This is a genomic window from Pseudomonas sp. 2822-15, from assembly GCF_002742515.1.
Taxonomy (GTDB): Bacteria; Pseudomonadota; Gammaproteobacteria; order Pseudomonadales; family Pseudomonadaceae; genus Aquipseudomonas; species Aquipseudomonas salomonii.
In genome coordinates this window covers 74,651-91,864 of record NZ_LJRY01000199.1, presented here as the reverse complement: position 1 = coordinate 91,864, position 17,214 = coordinate 74,651, and the positions used below count along the sequence as shown (strand labels likewise).

The following is a 17,214-nucleotide window of genomic DNA, read 5'->3' as shown; positions in this document are numbered from 1 at the left end:
TTCAAATCGCCTCTAGTTCGCTCAAAAAGTCACGAAGGTCATCAAAATCTTCCGCGCTGCCGGCGCGGAAGGTGGCAGCGGCCTGCACATAGGCGCGCAACGTTTCGGTCTGGAACACTTCCACCAGCGGCACTTGCAGCCCCAGTTCGGCCTGCACCCGCGAAGTGATCTGGATCGCCAGCAGGGAGTGGCCGCCCACTTCGAAGAAGTTATCGTCCAGGCCCACGCGAGGCAGGTGCAGAATCTCGGCCCAGATCGCGGCAATCTGTTGCTCCAGCTCGGTTTGCGGGGCGACGTAGTGCTGCTGCATCAGGCTCGCATCCGGCTCGGGCAGGCCCTTGCGGTCGAGTTTGCCGTTTGGCGTGAGTGGCATCTGCGCCAGGAACATGAAGTGCGTGGGCACCATGTAATCCGGCAAGCGGGTTTTCAGCGCACGGCGCAGGCTGTCGCGGAACTCGGTTTCATTTGGCTGCGCGGTTGCTGGAACCACATAAGCCACCAGCTGTTTGCCGTTCGGACCTTCCTGGGCCACGACAACGGTTTCGCCAACGCTGTCCTGCTCACGCAGACGCGCCTCGATTTCACCCAGTTCGATACGGAAACCACGGATTTTCACTTGGTGATCGACACGCCCGAGGTAATCCACCACCCCATCTGCGCGGCCACGGGTCAGGTCGCCGCTGCGGTACACGCGGCTGCCGGGTTTGCCGAACGGGTCCGGCACAAAACGTTCGGCGGTCAGTGCCGGGCGCTCCAGATAACCGCGGGCCACGCCTTCGCCGCCCAGGTAGAGCTCACCGGCCACGCCGATGGGTTGCAGGTTGAGTTGCGCGTCCAGCACGTAGCCGCTGCGGTTGCCCAACAGCGTGCCGATCGGCGCATAGACCGCGCCGCAGGGGTCGCCGCGACGGGCTTTCCACAGCAGCGGTGTGACCACGGTTTCGGTCGGGCCGTAGCCGTTGAACAGGTAGGTCGGTTTCAGTGCGCGCCAGGCCAGGTCGTAGCTGGCCTGTGCCACGGCATCGCCACCGAAGCAGTACACGCGCACGTTAGGCGGGTTGCCGTCGCGTTCGGCATGCTCGGCCAGCTGTTGCAGGTACACCGGTGGGAACACCGCCATGGTCACGTTGTGACGGTGCATTTGCGCGTAGGTGTATTCCGGCAGCCACAGGCTGTCGTCTCGGATCAGTACGCTGGCGCCGTTGATCAGCGGGTGCATCCAGCCTTCATGGGAGCCGTCGAAGGCGAAGGACATGAAGTGCAATTCGCAATCGGCCGGGCTGGTTTCGTAGCGCTCGCCGGTGGCGATGATGTGCGCTACCAACGGGCCGTGGGAAACCGCCACGCCTTTGGGCATGCCGGTGGAGCCGGAGGTGTAGATCACGTAGGCGAGGTTGTCGCCGTCCAGATTGACGCTTGGTGCCGTGTCGCTGTGGCCCGTCCAGTCCTCAGTGCGGTCGATGGCCAGGGCTTCCAGCCCTTCGGCGAGCGGCAATTGCGGCAAGGCGCTGGTGTGGCTGAGCAGCAACTTGGCGCGGCTGTCTTGCATCATGTACAGCAAGCGGTCACGCGGGTATTCGATATCCAGCGGCACATACACGCCGCCGGCTTTCATCACCGCGAGGAACGCCACCATGATTTCGGCACTGCGTGGCATGGCAATCGCCACCCGCACTTCCGGGCCGACGCCACGGGCGATCAGCGCATGGGCCAGGCAGTTGGCCTGCGTGTCCAGCTCGCCATAAGTCAGGGTTTGCGCATCGAACTTGACCGCCACCGCATCCGGGGTTTCCCGGGCGCGATCGGCGAACAGCTCGTGCACCAGACGCTCGGCCGAGAAGCCGGCGTCGGTCTGGTTCCACAGCTTCAGGATGTGCTGTTGCTCATCCTGGCTGAGCAGGTTCAACTGGCTGATGGGCTGCTGCTGGTCGTCAACCATCGCCTGCAACAGGTTTTGCCAGTGACGGGCCATGCGTTCAATGGTCGAGGCATCGAACAGGTCGGTCGCATAGCTCAGGGACGCACTCAACTGGTCACGGGATTCCTCGATATCCAGGGTAAGGTCGAAATGTGCAGCCGTTTCGTCCCAAGTCACCGGGCTCATGTCCAACTGCGCCAGGCGCTGTAAATGCTCGCCGGCCTGGCTGATGTGGTGGTTGAACGCCACCTGGAACAACGGGCTCAAGCTGAGGCTGCGCTCAGGTTGCAGGGCCTCCACCAGTTGCTCGAACGGCAGGTCCTGATGGGCCTGGGCTTCCAGGGCGCGCTGCTTGACCTGCTGCAGCAACTGGGCAACGGTGGTTTGCGCGTCGATCTCGGCCTTGAGCACCTGAGTATTGACGAAGAAGCCGATCAGCCGTTCGGTTTCAACACGGTTGCGGTTGGCGATCGGCACGCCGACACGGATATCCCGCTGGCCGCTGTAGCGATGCAACAACGCGTGGTAGGAGGCCAGCAACAGCATGAACAGCGTCACACCTTCGCGCTGGGCCAACAACTTGAGGCTATCGAGCAGCGAGGTCGGCAACCCAATATACAAACGCGCCCCGCGATGGGACGGTACCGCAGGGCGCTGTTGATCAAAAGGCAACTCCAGCACCGGTTGCTCGCCGCCGAGCAGTTCGCGCCAGTAGTCAAGCTGGCGCGCCTTTTCACCGGCTTCCATCCAGTCGCGCTGCCATTTTGCGTAGTCGGCGTACTGGATCGGCATCGCCGGCAATTGCAGGGCCTGGCCTTGGCTGTAGGCCGCATAAAGCTGCACCAGTTCGTCGACCATCACTTGCATCGACCAGCCGTCGGAGATGATGTGATGTTGCACCAGGACCAACACATGCTCGTCTTGCGCCAGGCACAAGAGGCTCACACGCATCAGCGGCCCCTGGCGCAGATCGAACGGTTGCGCCACCAGCGCCTGCACCGTGGATTTAAGCTGTGCCTGGTCGGTGAGCTGCGACACGAGTTCGATCCGCGCCTGCGGGCTGACCACTTGCACCGTGCGGTCGGCCTCTTGCTTAAAATGCGTGCGCAGGCTGTCGTGGCGCGCCACCAGGGTATCGAAGGCACGTTGCAGGGCGCAGCGGTCCAGCGGACCTTTGAGGCGCAGCGCACTGGGCACGTGATAGGCCGAGCTGTGCGGGTCCAGTTGCCAGAGGAACCACTGCCGTTCCTGGGCATAGGACAGCAACAATGGCTGATCGCGATCCGCCGCCACCATCGCCGGCGCCGAAGCGCTGAGCGCGGCCAGATTGTTGCCCCCCGTCAGAGTGTTAACAAAGTCGCCCAGCACGGGTTGCTCAAACAGCGTGCGCAGTGCAACTTCGAGACCCAGGCCATGGCGCAAGCGGGACACCACTTGCGTGGCGAGCAACGAATGCCCGCCCATTTCGAAGAAGTGATCGTTGAGCCCGACCCGTTCGGCGCCCAGCACCTGGGCCCAGATAGCCGCGACGCGTTGCTCGGTCTCGGTGACCGGTGCCACCCAATCGATCTGGGCTTGGCTGATATCCGGCTTGGGCAGCGCGGCACGGTCCAGCTTGCCGTTGGGGCTCAGTGGCAGGCGCTCCAGCACCAGCAGATGCGCCGGAACCATGTAGTCCGGCAGCTCTTGGCGCAACGCGGCCTTGAGCTGCGTGCGCAATTGAGCCTGCTCGGTGTCGGACAACGACTGGTTGGCCACGATGTAGCCGACCAACTGGTTGTCCGCCGCGATCACCAGCGCCTCGCGCACACTGGCCTGCGCCAGCAGGCGCGCTTCGATTTCACCCAACTCGATACGGAAACCTCGCACCTTGACCTGATGGTCGATTCGCCCCACGTACTCGATCATCCCATCGGCGCGGTAGCGCGCCAGGTCACCGGTGCGGTACAAACGGCCGACGCCGTCAGCGCAGAAGGGATCGGGAATGAAGCGGTGGGCCGTCAGGTCCGCACGTTTGAAATAACCCCGCGCCAACAACGGCCCTCCGATCACCAGCTCGCCCGCGACACCTACCGGCACCGGGTTGAGGTTGGCATCCAGCAGGTAAATGGCCCGGCCATCCAGCACGCGGCCAATCGGCATCATCGATGGCAAGGCTTCACGGCCCTCGACATACGCGGCGCAGTCCAGGGCAGTGGCGGTCACCGTGGCTTCGGTAGGCCCGTAGGTGTTGAGCAGCCGCACCTGCTGCAAGCCCGCTGCGCGCCAGGCATTCAGCCCTTCAGGCGGCATGGCTTCGCCGCCAATGTGCAGTTGGCGCAGGCGCCCGTAATCACGTGGGCCCAGGTCTGCAAAGTCGCGCACCAGAGCCAGCCAATAGGCCGTGGTCAGGTCGACCACGGAAATATCGTGTTCAATCAGCTGCTGGTAGAAGGTGTCGCTGTCCCACAGTTCGCCACCGCGCACCACCACCGCCGCACCGCAGCACAACGCCGGGTAGAGCTGCTCGACAAACCCGTCGAAGTTGAAGGTGCCAAATTGCAGCACGCGGTCATGGGCTTGCAGCGCAAACAGTTCGGTGAACACCTCCACATGCCGGGCCAGGGACGCCAGGTCGATGCCCACGCCTTTTGGCCTGCCGGTGGAGCCGGAGGTGAACATCACGTAGGCCAGGTTGGCCGGCTGCGCCCTCGACACGGGGTTTTCAGCGCTGTAATCGGCCAGCCAGTCTGCGCCGGACTCCAGGCACACAAGCGTCAGGTTCGCGCTGATCGGCAGATGCTCCACCAACGGCTGCTGGGTCAGCAATAATTGCAGACCGCTGTCCTCCATCATGCATTGCAGGCGCTCGGCCGGGTATTTCGGGTCCAGCGGCACATAAGCGCCGCCGGCCTTGAGCACCGCCAGCAAGCCAACGATCATTTCCAGGGAACGGTCCACTGCAACGCCCACCTGGGTGTCGGCGCTGACGCCCAACGCGATCAGACGATGGGCCAGGCGGTTGGCGCGCAGGTTGAGGTCGGCGTAGGTCATACGCTGCTGATTCAGGATCAGCGCGATGTTTTGCGGGTGCAACGCGGCCTGTTGTTCGAAGCGCTGCAATACGCTTGCCTTGGCCGGTTGCGCAACACTGCGCGGGTTCCAGTCTTGCAGCACGCGGGTGTATTCAGGGCCCAACAGCAACGGGATGGCGCCCACAGCTTGCTCGGGCGCCTGGATAAATTGCTGCAGCAAGCCCTGCAAGTAGGTGCCGATGTGCTGCACGGTGTCGGCCGCAAACTCCGCACGCAGGTATTCCAGGTGCAGGCTCAGGCGCTCGCCGCCGTGCACGGTCAGTGTCAACGGGTAGTTGGTGCGCTCCTGATGACTGACGCCACTGAAGCGCAAACCGCCCTCGCCCGACTGCTCCAGCGTCTTGGCCACCGGGAAGTTTTCGAACACCACCAGCGTGTCGAATAACGCCTCACCGGCCGAACCCGCCCAGCGCTGGATATCAAACAGCGGGGTGTGTTCATGCTCGCGCATTTCCAGGTTCAGTGCCTGTACGCAGCGCACCCAATCGCTGACGCTTTGCGCCGGGCTGGCAGCGGCAATCAGCGGCAAGGTGTTGATGAACAGGCCGACTTGCTGCTCGACATTCGCCAGCTGCGCCGGGCGCCCGGACACCGTCACCCCGCAGGCGACGCTGGACTGGCCGGTGTAGCGTTGCAGCAGCAACAGCCACGCCGATTGCACCAGGGTGTTGAGGGTCACTTGGTGCGCACGGGCGAAGGCCGAAAGGCGCTGAGTCTGGATGGCATCCCACTCACAAAGGACTTCACCGTATTCACCCGCACTCTGCGCCGGGCTTTTGGGCACACTGCGCGCCAGGTGCGTCGGCTCGTCCAACTGCACCAGGCGCTGGCGCCAAAAAGCCTCGCCCAACGCCGGATCCTGCCGTTGCAACCAGGCGATATGCTGGGAAAACGCCGCGCCCACCGGCGCCAATGCCAGGCCCTTGCAGGCCTGCAGCACTTCATTGAGCACCAAGGCATTGCTCCAGCCATCCATCAGGATGTGATGGCTGGTGTAGATCAAGTGCCAGCGGTCTTCAGCCGTACGGACCAACGCTACCCGCAACAACGGCGGACGCGCCAGCTCGAAGCCTTCGCGATGGTGCTCGGCGGCCAGGCTATCCAGGGCGGCGGGAAGCTCCTGACGCCCACGCCAGTCGAATTCGGTGAACGGCAAGCTGACCTGGCGATACACCACTTGCAGGGCCTGGCCCTGATCGTCCTGCCAGACAAACCCGGTACGCAACATGTCATGCCGTGCCAGCACTTGCGCCCAGGCGCGCTGGAATACCGCCACGTCCAGGCCGTGCACATCAGCGCGCAGCTGGCTGACGTAAACGTCGTCCTCGCCCTGTTGGTAGAGGCTGTGAAACAACATGCCTTGCTGCATCGGCGACAGCGGGTACAGGTCCTGCACGTCCCTTGCCGGCAGCGCCAGCTCGTCAAGCTGGGGTTGGGTCAATTGCGCCAGGGTCACGTCGGCCGGTGTCAGGCCGCCCTGTTTCCGATCGACGCAATGGGCGATCAGGGCCAGCAGTTCCTGCTGGAAATCATCCGCCAGGCGCTGGACAGTCGCGACCTCGAACATCTCGCGGCTGAACCCCCACTGCAGGGCCAATTCACCGCCGTACACCTGCCCCTCCACCGTCAGCCAGTTGGCCAGCGGCGCCTGCGGGTCCTGGGCTTGCCCACTGCCCTGGGTGGCCGGCACGAACAACGCCGACTCGTTGAACTGGCGGTCGAACTGCCCCAGGTAGTTGAACGTGATGCGTGGCGCGGTCAGGTTCGAGAGAGCTTGACGGGCGTCAGGCGTGCCGAGGTAACGCAGCAGGCCGTAGCCAATGCCTTTGTGCGGTACGGCGCGCAGTTGCTCTTTGACCGACTTGATCGCCGCCGACAGCTCGCCATCGGCTTGCAGGCGCACCGGGAACAGGCTGGTGAACCAGCCGACGGTGCGGCTCAGGTCGAGCGTGTCGAACAGGTCTTCACGGCCATGGCCTTCCAGTTGGATCAGTGCGGCAGGCTGCTCGCTCCAGCGGCTGACGACGCGCGCCAGCGCGGTGAGCAGCAGGTCATTGACCTGGGTGCGGTAGGCCGCCGGGGCGTCTTGCAGCAGTTGACGGGTGTGTTCGGCGCTCAAGCGGATTTCGAGCTTGCTGCCCAGGCGATTCTGCAGGCGGCCCTGGGGGTTGTCGCAGGGCAGGTCGGCGCTCGCGGTCTGGGCCTGCCAGTACGGCAGTTGGTTGCCCAGCGTCAGCGCATGGGCCTGCAACTGCTGCGCCCAGTCTTGGTAGGCACTGGTCTTGGCCGGCAACGCCGCGTTGCGGTAAGCCTGTTGCAGGTCTTCTAGCAGGATGCGCCACGACACGCCATCGACCACCAGGTGATGCACCACCAGCAGCAGGCGCTGGGCGCCGTCTGCCATCCAAACCAGTACCGCGCGTAGCAGCGGACCCTGTTCAAGGTCGAGGCTGCGGTGTGCCTCGTCGCAAAGTGCGGCCAGCTCAGCCTCGTCAGCGACCTGCGCCTGCCACACTGAAGCGCTTGCCACCGGCTCGGCGTGGGCCTGTTGCCAACCGTCTGCCTGTTGCACAAAACGCAGGCGCAGGGCGTCATGGTGGTTGATCAAGCGGGTCAAGGCCGCGTCCAGGCGCGCGGGCTCCAGGGCTTCACGCGGGGCCAACAACAGCGACTGGTTCCAATGCTGGCGCGCCGGGATCATCTGCTCGAAAAAGCTGTGTTGCACGGGCGTGAGGATCACCTCGCCGCTGACCGGGCCTTGATCGATCACCGTCGCCTGTTCAACGCTCGCCACCAGCGCCAGGCTGCGCACGCTCTGGTACTGGAACAGGTCACGCGGGTTGAGGCGAATCCCCGCCTGGCGGGCGCGGCTGACCACTTGGATAGAGATAATCGAATCGCCACCCAGCTCAAAGAAGTTGTCGTCCAGACCGACCTGCGGAGCGCCGAGCACATCGCTCCAGATCGCTGCCAGGGCCTTTTGCAGTTCGCTTTCGGGCGCGACAAAGGCTTGTTGCGGCGCAGCATCCGGCAACGGCAGCGCCTTGCGGTCGAGCTTGCCGTTGGCGGTGACCGGCAGTTTGGCCAGGGTGACGAAATGCGTGGGCACCATGTATTCCGGCAGGCTGCTGAGCAGCCAGGCCTTGAGGTCGGTCGGCTCTTCACCTTCGTTAACCAGATAGGCAACCAGCTGTTTGCCGCCCTGCACCAGTACCACGGCTTCGCGCACCTGCGGGTGTTGCATCAGCCGGGTTTCGATTTCGCCCAGCTCGATACGCAAACCGCGCAGCTTGACCTGATGGTCGAGGCGGCCGAGGTACTCGATCACGCCATTGGTACGCTGGCGCACGCGGTCGCCGGTGCGGTAGAGGCGCTCGCCGCCAATAAACGGGCTGGGCACAAAGCGCTCGGCGGTCAAGCCGGGACGGCGGTGATAACTGCGCGCAAGGCCGACACCGCCCAGGTACAACTCGCCAGAGACACCGGCGGGCACCGGGTTGAGCTGGGCGTCGAGCACATAGGTGGCCAGGTTGGCAATTGGGCGGCCGATGGGCACGCTGTCGGCGCCTTCGTCCACGCATGTCCAGTGGGTAACGTCGATGGCGGCTTCGGTGGGGCCGTAGAGGTTGAACAAACCCGCCGCTGGCAGTTTGGCGAACACCTGCAACTGCGCATCCAATGGCAAGGCTTCGCCGCTGCACACAATGCGTTTTAGGTTCGTGCAGGCACCCACGCCCGGCTCATGGATAAACGCCTGGAGCATCGACGGCACGAAGTGCAAGGTGGTGATGGCGTGGCGGCCGATGGTCTCGATCAGCCGCGCCGGCTCGCGATGTTCGCCAGGGGCGGCGACCACCAGCCGAGCGCCGTTCATCAATGGCCAGAAAAACTCCCACACCGACACGTCGAAGCTGAACGGGGTTTTCTGCAAGACCGCATCGCTGGCGTCCAGGCCGTAAGCCTGCTGCATCCAGCACAAGCGGTTGACCAACGCCCGATGGCTGTTGCCGGCGCCCTTGGGTTTGCCGGTGGAACCGGAGGTGTAGATCACATAAGCCAGGTTGAGCGCCTGAATGGCCACGGCCGGTGATTCGCTGCTATAGCCGTCCAGCCAACCCGGCGCCTGGTCCAGAACGATCACTTGCACGCCATGAATCGGCAGCAAAGCCTGCAGGCTCTGCTGGCTGAGCAACAGCTTGATGCCGCTGTCTTCGATCATGTAGGCGAGGCGTTCCTGGGGGTATTCCGGGTCCAACGGCACGTAGGCGCCGCCGGCCTTGAGGATCGCCAGCAAACCCACCACCATTTCCACCGAGCGCTCCACGCAGATACCCACCAGCACGTCGGGGCCAACGCCCTGCTCGCGCAGGGCATGGGCCAACTGGTTGGCGCGGGCGTCGAGCTGGGCATAGCTCAAGGTGGTCTCAGCAAACACCAGCGCCGGAGCATCCGGGGTGCGCCGCACCTGTTCTTCAATGAACGAGTGGATACCTTGCTCGGTCGGGTACGCCTGGGCCGTTTGGTTCCATGCCTTGACCAGCACCTGCTGCTCCTCGGCGGCCAGCATCGGCAATTCACCGATGCGTTGTTCGTCGCCTGCCACCATGGCGTGCAGCAGGCTGACCCAGTGCTGGGCCATGCGCGTTATAGAGGGCGCGTCAAACAGGTCGTTGGCGTAGGTCAACGCGGCATGCAAGGTGCCGGACTTTTCATAGGTGTCCAGGGTCAGGTCGAACTGGGTGGTACGGCCTTGCCATTCCACCAGCGCCAATTCCAGGCCGGAAGCGGTGCTCACCGAGGCAATGTCCGCCACCACTGGCTGGTGGTTGTACATCACCTGAAACAGCGGTGTATGGCTCAGGCTGCGCTCGACCTTGAGGGCTTCCACCAGGCGCTCGAACGGCAGTTCCTGATGGGCCTGGGCGCCCAACGCATGCTCCTTGATGCCCTGCAGCAGTTCAGCGACACGGGTTTGCCCGGTCAGCTCGGTACGCAGCACCTGCGTGTTGACGAAAAATCCGATCAGCCCTTCGACTTCGCTGCGATTGCGATTGGCAATCGGCACGCCGACGCGGATATCGCCCTGCCCCGTGTAGCGATGCAACAACACGTTGAAAGCGCCCAGCAGCAACATGAACAGGGTGACGTTGTGCTTTTGCGCACAACTGCGCAGTTGCGCGGCGAGGCCTGAATCGATGGCGAAATTATGCCGGGTGCCCTGGTAGCTGGGCATGGCCGGGCGCGGGCGATCGGTGGGCAGCTCCAACACCGGATGCTCATCACCCAGACGGGCCTGCCAGTATTCAAGCTGGCGTGCCTGCTCCCCCGCTTCCAGCCAACGCCGCTGCCACAGGGCGTAGTCGCTGTACTGGATCGGCAGCGCCGGCAATTGCGGCGTTTCGTGGCGTTCGTGGGCGTCGTAGCAGCGAATGAACTCGTCGATCAACACATTCATCGACCAGCCATCCGAGACGATGTGGTGCAGGGTCAGCAGCAGCACGTGCTCATTCACATCCAGCTTGAGCAATTGCACGCGCAGCAGTGGGCCGTTTTCCAGATCGAATGGCAGCAGTGACTGCTGGGTCGCCGCCTGGTTGACGGCCTGCTCGCGTGCGTCAAAGGCCAACGCACTGAAGTCCAGATGCTCGACGGCAACCGAAGGCTCGATGGCAACTTGCAGCAAGCGATCGTCGGCCTGGCGCTGGAAGACCGTGCGCAGTGTTTCATGACGTGCCACCAGGCTTGCGAATGCCTGCTCCAGTGCGCGCAGGCTGAGGGCGCCTTTTAACCTAACGGCGCCGGGCAAGTTGTAGGCGCCACTGGCCGGGTCCAGTTGCCACAGAAACCACATGCGTTGCTGTGCGTAGGACAGCGCCTGGCGATCCTCCACGTCCACGCCTGCCGGAATCGGAAACCGGGAAAAATCCACGCCTTCTTTCTGCAGGGCTTGCAGGAAAACCTGGCGTTTTTCCAGGGGCAACCCGATAAACCGGCGAGCAAGTTTCAAGGAGTCTTCAGCATTCATTTCTTGGAGTCCGGAACAATAGGCAGGAAGCACAAAGGCACGTCGTCCCTATAAAACGAACCGGACAAGGAAAAATTAGCGGGGCGTAAGCGGCATGAAGCGCGGTGTCATCAAGGGTTACATCAATCTCAGCCAAGGCTCGCCAACTCCGGCTAGCATTGACGAACACCACTTTTTGCAACTACATTTAGTTACACGCAAGGAACGCCGTGTCCAAAAATGAAAAGCTGCTCGCCAAACTGCTCAATGAGCACATGGCATTTACCTGGCCTGAGCTGGTAACGCTGATGCGTCAGCTTGGCTACCGACAAATTGAAGGGGCTGGAAGCCGCGTCAAGTTCGATATCGGCAACCCCAGTGCAATGATCACCTTGCACAGGCCTCACCCTGGCAACGAACTGAAACACTACATTCGGCGCCAGATCATCGAACAATTGAAATCAGGAGAACTGATTCAGTGGACAACCAACTGAAACACCAAGGCTACATCGGCTCTATCGAAGCCAGCCTCGAAGACAACTGCCTGTTCGGCAAGGTGCTGTTCATCAAGGCACTGGTGAGCTATGAAGGCAAAACCGTCGCCGAGCTGGACGCGGCGTTCCGCGAGGCAGTGGATGACTACCTCGTGACCTGCCAGGCACTGGGGCAAACCCCGGAGAAACCTTGCAAGGGTTCATTCAACGTGCGCGTTGGCCACGACTTGCATTTGGCGGCGGCGCTGGCGGCGACCCGCAAGAAAGTCACGCTCAATGACCTGACGCGGCAGGCGTTGAATGAGTTTTTGCAGCATCACTGCGCAGAACCTGTACCAACGCTCGGCTAAGCGCCCAAGCGCCGATACCCAAACACCGCCGAGCCCAACACCACCGCGCCCGCCACCAATGCCACCCAAAACCCGCTGGCAGCACCGAAGTGGTCGATCATCCAACCGGAGCTGGCCGCGCCAATGGCCACACCGATACTCAGGCCGGTGATCAGCCAGGTCATGCCTTCGGTCAGGCGGCTGGGCGGCACCACCTGCTCCACCAGGGCCATGGATACGATCAGGGTTGGGGCAAAGAACAGCCCGGAGATAAAGATCGCCGCCGCCAGACCAGGGATATTGGTCACCAGCAGTAGCGGTAATGTGGTCAGCGCCGTGGCCACGCCGCAGAACAGAAATTGCCGAGGCAACGGCGCCTTGAGCTTGAGCATGCCAAAGGCCAAACCCGCCAGGCACGACCCGATGGCATACACCGACAGCACGATACTGGCCGCCGCCGGTTGGCCCTGGTGTTGGGCGAAGGCCACGCTGACCACATCCACCACACCCACGATCACGCCCATGGCAAGCAGCAGGATCATCAGGATCAATACCGACGGTGAAGCGATCAACCAGCGGCCGTGGTGGTCTTGCTGCGCATGCACCGGCGGCTCTGTCGCACGCTGCAGTACAAAGGTGGTGACGCCAACCGCCAACAGCACCGCCGCCACCAAGGGCCCCGCTTCCGGGAACAGCACCACGCTCAGGCCTACCGAGATCGGCGGGCCGATAATGAAACACACCTCATCAAGCACCGACTCCAAAGCGAATGCTGTTTGCAGCCTGGGCTGGCCACGGTACAGCTCAGTCCAGCGCGCCCGCACCATGGCCGACATGTTCGGCATGCAACCGGCCAGTGCGGCGCACACAAACAGTGTCCAGGCTGGCGCCTGCAAACGAGTGCACAGCAACAACAGCACCAACGCTCCGCCGCCGATCAGCGCCGCAATCGGCAGCACCCGGCCTTGGCCATAGCGGTCCACCAGGCGGGACACCTGCGGCGCGCAGAATGCCGTCGCCAGGGCAAACACCGCCGCCACCGAGCCTGCCAGGCCATAACCGCCATGCACTTGCGAGAGCATGGTGATCAGGCCGATACCGGTCATCGAAATAGGCATGCGCGCAAGCATGCCCGCCAGTACGAACGCCCGGCTGCCTGGGGCCTGGAATAACTCGGCGTAGGGATTTGCCATCCTGCTTAACCTCTTCCTCAACCCTTGAAACTTGCGATTTGCAGGTATCAAGGCAAAATACATACGGTGCGTATGTGACAAATCATGCGTAACATACGCAGCGTATGTCAATCACTCACTGAGCTAATGCGAGCCTTACCCATGAGCCGAGCCCGTACCGAAATGATCGACGCCACCCGCGCCCGGCTGATCGCCAGCGCTCGCCAAGCCTTCGCCACACAGGGCTACGCCAACACCTCGATGGATGATTTTACCGCCCGCGCCGGCCTCACCCGCGGTGCGTTGTACCACCACTTCGGCGACAAGAAAGGTTTACTGGCGGCGGTGGTCGCCGAGCTCGACGCGGAGATGGACGCCCACCTGCAAGGCATCAGCGACCAGGCGCAGGAGCCTTGGAGCGGCTTTTGTGAACGCTGCCGCGCCTATTTGCGCATGGCCCAGGATGGCGAGATCCAACGCATCGTATTGCAGGATGCGCCTGCCGTACTCGGTGATACGGCCTCTGAGCAACAGTGCGTGGAATCCCTGCGCCAGTTGCTGGAGGCGATGATGCAGGCCGGTGTCATCCAGCAAGCCCCCAGCGTCGCGCTGGCCCAGTTGATCAATGGCAGCCTGGTCAACGCGGCCCTGTGGATCGCCCGTGACGAGCAACCAAACCTGCGCCTGCAAGAAGGTTTGCAGGCGCTGGAACTGTTACTGCAAGGCCTGAAGCACCCCGTCACACCAGCCGTTTGATCTGCTTGTGGCGCCACACCAACCGGTAATAGGCGCTCTGCAGCACCAGCATCGCCAGGTAGGTCACCGGAAACGCCATCCATACGCCTTCCAGGCCGAAGTGCGCGTTGAACAGGTACGCCATCGGCAGCTCAACGCACAGCACACAGAAGATCGAAATCGCCACCGGCATCAACACCACGCCGCTGGCGCGCATGATCCCGCCGATCACCGCCTGGAACCCGAACACCAGGATGCTCCACAGCATGATATGCAGCAGGTGTTCGGCATTGAGCCGTGCCGCGTCGTCGGTGATAAACAAGCCCAGCAACCAGTGGGACAACAGGTAACCCAACAGGATCAAGCCACCGGTCAGGCACAGGTTGATCACAAGCCCGGTGCGCAGGATCGGCCCGATACGCTCCAGGCGCCCGGCCCCGATCGCCTGGGCACCGAGGATCGAGGCCGTGATCGCAATCGACAGCGCCGGGAACTGCACGTAATTGACGATCTGCGTCACCGCGCCATAGGCCGCCGTAGCTTGTGAGCCATGCCCGTTGACCAGCGCCAGAATCACCAACTCCGACAGCGACAACACCACCATCTGCAAACCGGTTGGCAAGCCGATACGCAGGACCTTGCCGAGGATCGCCCGGTCCAGGCGCAAGGCCGCGAGCAGTTCACGGTCCGGCGCCATCACATGGTTTTTATGGCGCAGGCGCAAAATCAGAAACAGCATGGCCGCCGCGTTGCCCACCAAGCCCGCATACACCGCACTCTGAATGCCCATGGGCGGCAAGCCGATCCAGCCACGAATCAGCGCCGGGGTCAGCAGCAGGCCGACCAGCGTCGAGACCATCAACGCCAGCAACGGCGAAACCGTATCGCTGACGCCTCGCAATAGTTGGGTGTAGAGGATGAACACCAACAGCAGCGGCATGATCAGCATCATCATTTGGGCATAACCCACCGCGTCGTCGAGTACATCGATTGGGGTACCCAACGCCTGCAACGCCGGGCGCGCGAACAGGCTGCCCAGCACTGCCGCGATCAAGCCCACCAGCGCGCCAAGCGTCAGGGTCGCGCCGGTAATCACCTTGACCATCGCGGTTTCCTGCGCGCCCCAGGCTTGCCCGATCAACACCGAAGCGCCCGCCCCCAGGCCGATCACCAACGCGATAAAGAAAAACACGATGGGGAACATCCCCGACACCGCCGCCAGCGCCTGGGTGCCGAGCATCTGCCCGACATAGATGCCGTTAAGGGTGCCGGAAAAGCTTTGCAGGAAGTTGGACAGCACCATGGGTGCCAGAAACATCAGGTAGATCTGCCACAACGGCCGCTTTGGGGTGACGTCCATACTGGTTTGAATCTCTGGATTATTGTTATGCGTTGAAGGCATTGCGTGACAGCCAGGCCAGGTACGTCTGTACGTCCACCGGCCAATGCGCGATTTTCAGGGAAAAGTCGGCAGCGTCCTGGGCAAACAGCGCCCGTGACGCGTCTTCAAACCCTGGCAGGTCGCCGCCGAGGGCGCTCATGAAACGATAGCTGGCTTCTTTGGCCTGGCGCATTTGATCACGGGCAGCATGAACATTGCGCGCTTCATCCACCAACCGACGTAATGCCGCCGACGCGCCGCCACGTTGTTGGGCCAGCCATTCCCAGTGGCGCGGCAGCAGGGTGACTTCCCGCGCAACCACGCCCAGCTTGGGGCGCCCGACCGCAGGCGCTGCGGGTGGATCTTCATCGAGCTTGATCGGCACCGGTTGATCCGGCGCGTAGCCGGCAGGCCAAGGGTAGTCGACCTGGGTGCCGGTGGCATCGTCGAAGACCAGGAAGCTGCCGGTGGGCAGGTCAAGGCTCGCCAGCGCCTCGGCCACCTGGGAATAGGAGCCGGCTGCCACGCGCTGGTGACCGACAAAGGCAGTGCAAACTGCTGTATTTTGAATAGGCATCGGTTATTACCCGGATGTTATTTGTTTTACCCGGATCATATTAATTGTATTTTGATAATCCGCAAGCCGATGCGGCAAAAACCGTCGGCGCGGCCACGCACCTGTCGCGTTAGCTGCAACCTGAACCTGTGGGAGCTGGCTTGCCTGCGATTGCGATTTGTCAGCTTGCCTCTTCGGCGACTGGTTTACCGTTATCGCAGCATAGGTATCTACACAACCAGTTAACACGAAGTCTGTTGCAAGCGAGCTGTTGTGGCGAGCAGGCTTGTCCTGCGTTGGGCCGCGAAGCGGCCCCAGTAAAGGCACTGCAATGTTCCTGAAAGAACTAGGCGTCTGGTTTTGGGGCTGCTTCGCAACCCAACGCAGGACAAGCCTGCTCGCCACAGGAGAAATTGGCGGCCTTCAAAAGGTGTGTAGATACCTATGGCTATCGCAGGCAAGCCAGCTCCCACACCAAAGCGGATCTTCATTGGGTGAAAGTGAGCTAGCCGCCAAAGGTCTGCGACGGTCGACGCAACGTCGGATCAAACGGATTGATCCGAGGCCCGATCGCTGCCGCTTCGCGCTTGAGCAACTCCACCACCATCGGCAACCGGCTTGGCCCCAAGCGGTCACTGATGGTCGCCACACTCAACGCCGCCACCGCATGCCCATCCCGATTCAGAATCGGCACCGCCAACCCGGCCATGCCTTCGAGCACACCGGTATTGCGCGCCGCATAACCCAGGCGCCGCACATTCTCGACCTCGGAGCGCAGCAGCACTTCGTCATACAGGTGAAAATCCTTGAGGCGTGGCAGGTTGTAGCGGATCACCGTCTCACGCTCTTCCTCCGGCAAAAACGCAAGGATGGCCAGACTGCCCTGCCCCACGCCGAGCGCCACACGCCCACCAATATCGCCAGTGAAGGTGCGAATCGGATACGGCCCTTCGCTGCGGTCCAGGCAGATCGCATCAAAGCCGCTGCGCGCCAGCAGAAACAGCGAATCGCCCAATGACGCACTCAGGCGCAACATGCTCGGGCGCACCAGGTCGCGCAGGTTGCCGGTCTTGCCGGCGTTGGCCGCCAGGGCGAAGAACTCCAGGCTCAGGCGGTAGCGCTTGCTGCGCCCATCCTGCTCAACCATGCCTTCGTCCATCAGGCTGCGCAGCAGGCGGTGCGTAGTGGGCTGCGACAGGCCGACCTGCTGCGCGAGCTGGGTCACGCGCTCGCCGCCTTCGGGCACTTCGCCCAACGTGCGCAATAACGCAAACAGACGAGACACGCTGCCCGCGCCCACTTCCTTAGGGTTTTCATTCCGCTCAGTGGAATCCATAACACTTAATCTCAGCTTAAATTCTGATAAATGAATAAATATGAAAATAATAGTCCGTTCAGTGAAATTCCATCTTCCGCCCATCCTAGTCTTCGTCCTAATCTGCGTCCACAGGGGCGAAATGAACAACAACCGGCAGCCGACTTGAGATCGAGCGCCAACGCACCCGCAACACTCTTTTCGCATCTGCCCAAAACAAAAAAGCGCGTTTCGAC

At 62.5% G+C, this 17,214-nt stretch carries 8 protein-coding genes; 3 read left to right on the top strand and 5 right to left on the bottom strand.

Annotated features, from left to right (window positions below; translation table 11 throughout):
• Position 1 precedes the first annotated feature (1 nt).
• Entirely contained in the window at positions 2–11,017 is an 11,016-nt protein-coding gene (locus AOA59_RS19750) for a non-ribosomal peptide synthetase (RefSeq protein ID WP_099488799.1), read from the bottom strand.
• A gap of 209 nt (positions 11,018–11,226) precedes the next feature.
• On the opposite strand from AOA59_RS19750, the gene AOA59_RS19745 reads away from it, so the two are divergent.
• Together AOA59_RS19745 and AOA59_RS19740 are read left to right on the top strand one after the other, a co-directional pair.
• Entirely contained in the window at positions 11,227–11,490 is a 264-nt protein-coding gene (locus AOA59_RS19745) for a type II toxin-antitoxin system HicA family toxin (RefSeq protein ID WP_056859315.1), read from the top strand.
• Positions 11,475–11,840, top strand: a complete 366-nt coding sequence (locus tag AOA59_RS19740; protein ID WP_056859316.1) for a type II toxin-antitoxin system HicB family antitoxin — start codon at positions 11,475–11,477, stop codon at positions 11,838–11,840. The genes AOA59_RS19745 and AOA59_RS19740 overlap by 16 nt, the downstream gene beginning before the upstream one ends.
• Here the strand turns inward: AOA59_RS19740 and AOA59_RS19735 are convergent.
• Positions 11,837–13,012 carry an MFS transporter gene (locus tag AOA59_RS19735; RefSeq protein ID WP_099488798.1) on the bottom strand — a complete coding sequence of 392 codons (1,176 nt, stop codon included), beginning with the start codon at positions 13,010–13,012 and terminating at the stop codon, positions 11,837–11,839. The two genes, AOA59_RS19740 and AOA59_RS19735, sit on opposite strands and share 4 nt — an antisense overlap.
• 141 nt (positions 13,013–13,153) lie before the next feature.
• Between AOA59_RS19735 and AOA59_RS19730 the strand changes: the two genes are divergently transcribed.
• Complete coding sequence (locus AOA59_RS19730) at positions 13,154–13,747, top strand: TetR/AcrR family transcriptional regulator (protein ID WP_099488797.1); 594 nt, start codon at positions 13,154–13,156, stop codon at positions 13,745–13,747.
• Here the strand turns inward: AOA59_RS19730 and AOA59_RS19725 are convergent.
• The 3 genes from AOA59_RS19725 to AOA59_RS19715 form a co-directional block, all read right to left on the bottom strand.
• On the bottom strand, positions 13,731–15,086 hold the full coding sequence (locus AOA59_RS19725; RefSeq protein WP_099488796.1) for an MATE family efflux transporter: 1,356 nt from the start codon (positions 15,084–15,086) through the stop codon (positions 13,731–13,733). The genes AOA59_RS19730 and AOA59_RS19725 overlap by 17 nt on opposite strands.
• 25 nt (positions 15,087–15,111) lie before the next feature.
• Entirely contained in the window at positions 15,112–15,684 is a 573-nt protein-coding gene (locus AOA59_RS19720; RefSeq protein ID WP_099488795.1) for a DUF2239 family protein, read from the bottom strand.
• A gap of 484 nt (positions 15,685–16,168) precedes the next feature.
• Positions 16,169–16,999: an IclR family transcriptional regulator gene (locus tag AOA59_RS19715; protein WP_099488794.1), complete on the bottom strand. Its 831-nt coding sequence runs from the start codon at positions 16,997–16,999 to the stop codon at positions 16,169–16,171.
• Positions 17,000–17,214 lie beyond the last annotated feature (215 nt).